Source organism: Cypionkella psychrotolerans (assembly GCF_001294535.1).
Lineage (GTDB): Bacteria > Pseudomonadota > Alphaproteobacteria > Rhodobacterales > Rhodobacteraceae > Cypionkella > Cypionkella psychrotolerans.
Genome location: NZ_LGIC01000040.1, coordinates 1 through 6,679, shown reverse-complemented (window position 1 = coordinate 6,679; position 6,679 = coordinate 1). Strand labels below are relative to the sequence as shown.

Genomic DNA, 6,679 nt, shown 5'->3' with positions numbered 1-6,679 from the left:
GTGCCCGACGGTCCCGTTCTGGACCTGGATCGCCCGTCTAGTCGCTGACGGCATTCGGGGTATGCCGTCAGCGCTGACTGATCTTCTGCGCAGTGTTTGACGCGGCGCTACGGGGTCGTGTCGCGAAGGTGGTGGAAATTTGAAGGTGGCGTAATCTCCGGGTGACTTGAACCCACCCAACCGGCGGCAGCAACCGCCAGGGAGATCACACCATGAAGAACAATACCGACACTTCTGCACTTTCGCTACTGGCCAGTGAAGCGGGCTATGATCCGATCGAAGATCGTCTGCGTGAGAACATCCGCGCCACCATCGAGGCGGTTTTCGAGGAGGAGCTGGACGCGTTTCTGGGACGATGCCGTTATGATCGTGGCACCGACAAGCCCACTGGCTATCGGAACGGCCGTCGTGAGCGCCAGCTGATAGGCACGTTTGGCACCGAGACAATAAGCGTGCCGCGTGCCCGGGCCGTCGATGAAAACGGCAAGACCACGGAATGGCGATCAAAGGCGCTCCCGCGTTACCAGCGGCTGACCAAGAAAGCCGAAGCGCTGATTGCCTCGGTTTATCTGGCCGGGACCAACACACGGCGCGTGAAGCGGGCGCTGTATGGGCTGTTCGAAGGTGCGGTAAGCAAGGATGTGGTCAGCCGCGCTTGGCGCAAGGTGAAGGTCGATTGGGACGCGTGGGTGGCACGCGACTTGGCTGACGAAGACATCGTCCGTCTGATTTTGGACGGCACGGTCATCAAGACCCGGTTGGACCGAAAGGCCACGAATATCTCGGTACTGGCGGCAATCGGGGTGCGCCGGGATGGTCAGAAGGTGCTGCTTTCCATCAAGAATATGGGCGGCGAGAGCAAAGCTGCATGGGGCATGTTCCTCGGCGATCTTGATGCGCGTGGCCTGAAACAACCGGAATTCGTCATCGTCGATGGTGCGCCCGGGCTGGAGGCTGCCCTCGTCGCGCTCTGGGGCGAAGCCCTGCCGATCCAGCGCTGCACAGTTCACAAGCACCGCAACCTTCTCGGTTATGCCCCAAAGCACATGCATGACGAGCTGAGCGAGGATTACCGCGACATGATCTATGCCGACACCGCTGCAGACATCGAGAAGCGGCGAAAGGCATTCTTGCGCAAGTGGCTCCTGAAATGTCGCGCGGTCGCCGACAGCATGGAAGAAGCCGGGGATCGGCTGTTCACCTTTACGCGCCTTGACCCGTCGCAGTGGAAGTCCGCTCGAACCACAAATGCGATCGAGCGCCTCAACGAGGAATTCCGTCGCCGCATCAAGACCCAGACCGTGCTGCCCTGTGCTGAAACCGTGCCTATGCTCCTCTGGGCGCTGATGGCTTCCGGCCAGATCCAGATGCGAAAGATCGATGGCTGGGAAACCTTGGCTCAGCCTATCGCCCCAATCAGCCTTGACCTCGCGGCCTGATCAGGTCCACATCAACATGCTCGGAGAACGCCGCCAGAGAATTTCCACCACATTCGAGACACAACCCGCTACGGCTTCGCCATGCTGATCCCCGCGCACAGCGAGTTGCTGCTGTTGCGCGGCACATCCGGCTGTTCCAACTGTCCTCTGCTGCATATACTGGCCTTCAGACACTGAGATCGATACCGGGCCCAGACCCCACGACCATAAGGAACGCACCATGCCCGCCGAAGGAACCCTTCTTGGCAGTCTTTCAACGCCAGCCCTGCTGCTCGACGAGGCGAAAATGATGCGCAACATTGAACGGTTGGAGGCGCAGGCGCAAACGCTTGGCGTGACGCTCAGGCCTCATCTGAAAACCGCAAAATCGGTTGAGGTCGCCCGGCGTCTGAACAAGGGTGTTGCCGCTGCGATCACCGTCTCCACTCTGGCCGAGGCCGAGGCGTTTCATGCCGCAGGCTTTACCGACATCCTTTACGCCGTGGGCATCGCCCCGCAAAAGCTGGCGCGGGTGCAGGCCTTGCGCGCGAAAGGCTGCGATCTGATCGTCATCCTCGACAGCGCCGAACAGGCCCGCGCGGTGTCGCAAGCAGAGGTGCCCGCCCTGATAGAGATCGACTGCGACGGCCATCGCGGTGGGCGGCGACCAGAGGATGCGTCGCTGGTCGCAATTGGCCATATCCTGCATGAAAAGGGTTGCTTGCGCGGTGTGATGGCCCATGCCGGCGAAAGCTATGGCGTGCGTGGCAAAGCCGCCCATGCCGCCTTTGCCGAGCAAGAGCGCAGCGCAACCGTTCGCGCCGCGCGAGCCTTGCGCGATGCTGGCCTGCCCTGTCCGGTTGTCAGCGTAGGCTCAACGCCAACGGCCCACGCCGCCCACGACTTGTCTGGCGTGACAGAGTTGCGCGCCGGGGTCTATATGTTCTTTGATCTGGTGATGGCTGGAATCGACGTCTGCGCGGTGGATGACATCGCGCTGAGTGTTTTGACCACCGTTATCGGGCACCAGCAGGACAAAGGCTGGATCATGGTGGATGCGGGCTGGATGGCGATGTCGCGTGATCGGGGCACGGCTGCGCAGGCTGTGGATCAGGGCTACGGCGTGGTGTGTGACGCGGACGGCCGGGTGCTGCCCGATCTGATCATCAGCGGCGCCAATCAGGAACACGGGATTGTGTCGCTGCGCCCCGGTGCCAAAGCCGCCTTGCCGGATTTGCCGGTTGGAACGCTGTTGCGCATTCTGCCAAATCACGCCTGCGCGACAGCCGCCCAGTATGACCGCTATGCTGTTCTTTCGCCCGATGGGCGCGCGTTGCGGACATGGCAGCGTTTCGGCGGCTGGTAAGGGGCACAGCATGATCCTTGTTACCGAAGCCCAATCGGCCGCTCGCGTCACCCATGAGCTTGCCTTTGACGCCATGCGCCACGCCTTCATCGCAGCCGTCGGGGCGGATGCTTTCAGCTTTCCGGTGGTCTTGGCCCATGGCAGCGATCCGCAGAACCGCTTTACCATCAAATCGGCAGCGGGGGCTGATCTGGCCGGGCTAAAGGTCGGCGCCTATTTCCCCAGCAATGATGCGCGCGGGCTGCCGCGCCATGCCTCGACCATTCTTTTGATCGACCAATCGTCTGGCCGGATTGGCGCAGTGGTCGAAGGGTCAACCCTGAATTGCTATCGCACTGCGGCAGCTGATGCCGTTGCCACCGACGCCCTCGCGCGGCGGGATGCAGCGGTTCTGACCCTGTTCGGCACGGGCCATCAGGCCGGATATGAAGCGCAGGCAATCGCTCGTATCCGCACATTGTCGCGTATCTTGGTCGTTGGCCGCGACCCGTCGCGCGCCACAGCTTTTGCCACGATGCTGCAAGGCCAGGGCCTGCCCGCCGAAGTGGCAGACCCAGAACCCGCGGTTCGTGCCGCTGACATCATCGTCACGGCCACCACGGCAACAGCGCCGCTGTTTGACGCCGACTGGGTGCAGCCCGGCACGCATATTTCCTCGATGGGTTCTGATGCGCAGGGCAAGCAGGAATTGCCCCCGACCCTGTTCCCCCGCGCGCGGCTCTTTTGTGATCTGCCGGCCCAATCCGCCCGCATCGGCGAGTTTCAACATGCCACCCCCGCCACCCCCCTCACCGCGATCGGTGCGGTCCTGTCGGGGGCCAGCGAAGGCAGACAAAGCCTGAAAGACATAACCGTCTTTGACAGTTCCGGCATCTCTTTGCAGGATCTGCATATGGCCGAGGCCATCCTTGCGGCCATGGTTTAGCCGGATTTTTCTGACTCCGCCCGGATAACCCGCGCTGTGGGCCAATCCGGACAGTCTTGGCCGGCACATGATCCGGCATTCACCGCACAGCGTGACCTTGCAATAAAGGCGCGTCTTAGCCCTCTATCCAAGACTTAACGATCCAGCTGCGCAAATCATCCTCATCAAGGGATGACACGAACCTCGCGTCTGCGGGGTCTTCAAGGTGGTGGAAAAACACGATTCGGTCGTCATCGCTGTATTCAGCCCTGACATATTCGCCGTCCTCGGACCCAGAACCGCCAATGGTGGGGGTGAATCCAAGTTCGTTCAGGGTTTTGATAAGCCTTTCCAATTGGGCCTCATAGGCCGGGGAAAACCTCTCCCAAATTTCGACCGGCTCGGAACCAGACAAACCCCAAGCGAAAGGCTCGTTATCTCGCGGGCGTGGAAAGCTAGGTTTCATAGCGATTGTTACGCTCTTCATTGCCGCGCCGATCAGGAACCTTTCCGGTCGACGCCAGCATCTTCAATTGCAGACCTTGGCTGCGTTGCAAAAGCCTGTCAAGACGAGCTCCAGGCCGCCCGCCGCACCGCAGCACATACCCCTGATACGGGACTGCTCGAATGTCGGCTGCCGCAATCGGGGCTGGCCAGACCCGCACTTACAGCGAATGTCCGCTCTCCGCCCCCCCTCTGCGACGGTCGGCCCCCCTTCCGGCGCCATCACCCGCCCTTGGCCAAGGGCCGGAACAATTCCCCGATGATATCCATATCCAAGCCGATTGGGTCGGCTGATCCGCCATCGAAAAGGGCATCGGCGAGGGCTTGTTTGCGGGCCTGAAGGCTAAGGATGGCTTCTTCGACGGTACCTTCTGCCACTAGACGGTAGACGAAGACGGCTTTGGTCTGGCCGATGCGGTGGGCGCGGTCCATGGCTTGGCGCTCGACGGCGGGGTTCCACCACGGGTCGTAAAGGATGACGGTGTCGGCTTCGGTCAGGGTCAGGCCGACACCACCCGCTTTCAGGCTTATAAGGAAGATCTGCGCTGACCCGGATTGAAACCGCGTTACCGCGCCATCGCGGTCCACGGTGTCGCCAGTCAGCCATTCATAGGACCAGCCACGCGAGGCTATATCGGTTTCGATCAGGCGCAACATTTGCACGAATTGCGAGAAGATGAGGACCTTGCGGCCTTCTTGAACCAGCGCCTCCAGCATCTCCATCAGGCGGCCCCGCTTGGCGCTTTCCTCAAGTCGGGCCCCGTCTTTCAGCAACGAGGGATCGCAACAGGCCTGGCGCATTTTCAACAGCGCGTCCAGAATGGTGGTCTGTGAGCCTTGCAGCCCGCGCGCCGCGATGGCCTCACGGACGCGGGCGTCCATCGCCATGCGGACGGTTTCATATAGCGCCTGCTGCTTGGCACCCAACGGGATCAGTTCGGTGATCTCGGTCTTTTCGGGCAGATCAAGTGCCACCTGATCCTTGGTGCGCCGCAGAATGAAGGGCTGGATGCGGCGGTTGAGCCGGGCTTGTGCCTGGGCGTCGCCCTCTTTCTCGATCGGCAGCAGCACCTGCGTTCGAAAACTCCTGCGGTCGCCCAGCAGGCCCGGCACCAGCCAGTCAAACAGCGCCCACAGGTCGGTCAGGGTGTTTTCCATCGGCGTGCCGGTCAGGGCCAGTCTCATCCGGGCGCGTATATCGCGGATGCGCTTGGCGGCGGTCGAGGCGGGGTTTTTGACGGCTTGCGCCTCGTCCAGAATGGCAAGCTCCCAGTCGCGGCTCAGCAGGATGTCATGATCGCGGTGCAACAGCGGATAGGTGGAGATCACCAGATGGGCGGCGTCGATCTGATCGAACAGGGCTTTTCGATCATTACCTTGCAGGACCAGCACCTTGAGGTCGGGCACCCTCCTCGACTTCCACAAACTTGCGGAACAGCGCCACCCCCTGACGCCGGCGCTCGGCAATGATCTGGCTCAGCGCCTTCGCCACCATGGGCAGCGACCGGCGCAACTCATCGACTGCGGCCCACTGCGCCTTGACCATCGGGGCCCTGCCCCGGTTCGCGGCCAGCGCAATCTGGTTCACGTTGGAGCCGATCTTGCCCAGCTCGTAGCGGATTTCCTCCAAGCGCGCGCTGTCTTCCCGGCTGAACTCGAGGAACCCCGAGGCCATCCGCACCACCGAACGCACCCCGTCAGATCGGGATTTCGCGCCAAGCTGGGTGCAAAGGGCGTCAAAGGCGTGAAGCTCTTCGGCCGGCAGGCGGCAGCTGATGACCTGCCCTGAACCTTCTGCGACTGGACGACCACGCCGGGGGCTTGTGGCCAACTCAGAAGCCAAAGATTCGGCCTGAACCACAGCACCCTTCTTTAATTCCGCCTTGCGCCGCGTTTCACCCGACAGAGATTTTACCATCACCACCAACCGCCGAATTATTGTAGACATATCGCATTTCCTGCCACTCTTCCTACCCCTTCCTTCACCTCCCTTTCAAGCACAATCTAGGCGCGATTTATGCACTTGAAGATTGTGTTGACCTTGGGTAACTCACCGCCACCGAATGCGTTTCGCTGATCGCTGAACACATAAGGGAAGACGGGGAGGCGAACCTCTGGCCACGTGGCAAGAGGTGTGTTTTCCTTGTGAAATGTGGCGTAAAGCCTTGTTTTGTTTGAAGAGCGGAGCCTGTCGTTCAGTGTTCAGGGGCCGGAGAAAGGATGTGTGGGATGCGTCTTGTGGCATCAGCCTTGCGTGTTCGGGGTTCAGCCTTAGGATACACGCATTGCGCGATCAGATAAAAGAGATACGCATCCAGTAATCAGATTACGGATTAAAGAGATACGCCTTGCGCAATAAGATTTGCGCGAGCCGAATTCTGATATCCGCAATGTGGATTCGGATAAAAGAGATATGCGTTCAGATAAAAGATTTACGCGATGCGCATTGCGAGAAATGCAATCGGTGAAGTGGGATAGGTGGTATGG

Annotated in this window: 6 protein-coding genes; 3 read left to right on the top strand and 3 right to left on the bottom strand. The window is 60.7% G+C overall.

The genetic code is table 11. The features are described 5' to 3' along the window. The first annotated feature begins 212 nt into the window (after positions 1-212). From AKV04_RS09525 to AKV04_RS09510, 3 genes are all read left to right on the top strand, one after another. Positions 213-1,439 (top strand): IS256 family transposase, encoded by a 1,227-nt coding sequence (locus AKV04_RS09525; protein ID WP_082351583.1) that lies wholly within the window; start codon positions 213-215, stop codon positions 1,437-1,439. Positions 1,440-1,659: 220 nt separating this feature from the next. After that, positions 1,660-2,784 (top strand): DSD1 family PLP-dependent enzyme, encoded by a 1,125-nt coding sequence (locus tag AKV04_RS09515; protein WP_054006221.1) that lies wholly within the window; start codon positions 1,660-1,662, stop codon positions 2,782-2,784. Between the two features lie 10 nt (positions 2,785-2,794). Then, on the top strand, positions 2,795-3,709 hold the full coding sequence (locus AKV04_RS09510) for an ornithine cyclodeaminase family protein (RefSeq protein ID WP_054006220.1): 915 nt from the start codon (positions 2,795-2,797) through the stop codon (positions 3,707-3,709). A gap of 115 nt (positions 3,710-3,824) precedes the next feature. Here AKV04_RS09510 and AKV04_RS26130 read toward each other — a convergent pair whose 3' ends face one another. The 3 genes from AKV04_RS26130 to mobC all read right to left on the bottom strand — a co-directional run bounded on the left by AKV04_RS26130 (position 3,825) and on the right by mobC (position 6,140). Beyond that, positions 3,825-4,043: a hypothetical protein gene (locus tag AKV04_RS26130; protein ID WP_156317445.1), complete on the bottom strand. Its 219-nt coding sequence runs from the start codon at positions 4,041-4,043 to the stop codon at positions 3,825-3,827. 371 nt (positions 4,044-4,414) lie between these two features. Continuing rightward, positions 4,415-5,599, bottom strand: coding sequence for a DEAD/DEAH box helicase (locus AKV04_RS09500; RefSeq protein WP_054006218.1), 1,185 nt, complete (start codon positions 5,597-5,599; stop codon positions 4,415-4,417). Continuing rightward, a complete protein-coding gene (mobC, locus tag AKV04_RS27070) occupies positions 5,565-6,140 on the bottom strand; it encodes a plasmid mobilization relaxosome protein MobC (RefSeq protein ID WP_156317444.1) in 576 nt (191 codons plus the stop codon). Before mobC ends, AKV04_RS09500 begins: the two co-directional genes overlap by 35 nt. Positions 6,141-6,679 lie beyond the last annotated feature (539 nt).

What these genes read in the sequence shown, in the direction of transcription:
- AKV04_RS09515 (WP_054006221.1), top strand. Translation starts at nt 1,660, where the DNA reads ATGCCCGCCGAAGGAACCCTTCTTGGCAGTCTTTCAACGCCAGCCCTG.
- AKV04_RS09510 (WP_054006220.1), top strand. Translation starts at nt 2,795, where the DNA reads ATGATCCTTGTTACCGAAGCCCAATCGGCCGCTCGCGTCACCCATGAG.
- AKV04_RS09525 (WP_082351583.1), top strand. Translation starts at nt 213, where the DNA reads ATGAAGAACAATACCGACACTTCTGCACTTTCGCTACTGGCCAGTGAA.
- mobC (WP_156317444.1), bottom strand. Translation starts at nt 6,140, where the DNA reads ATGTCTACAATAATTCGGCGGTTGGTGGTGATGGTAAAATCTCTGTCG.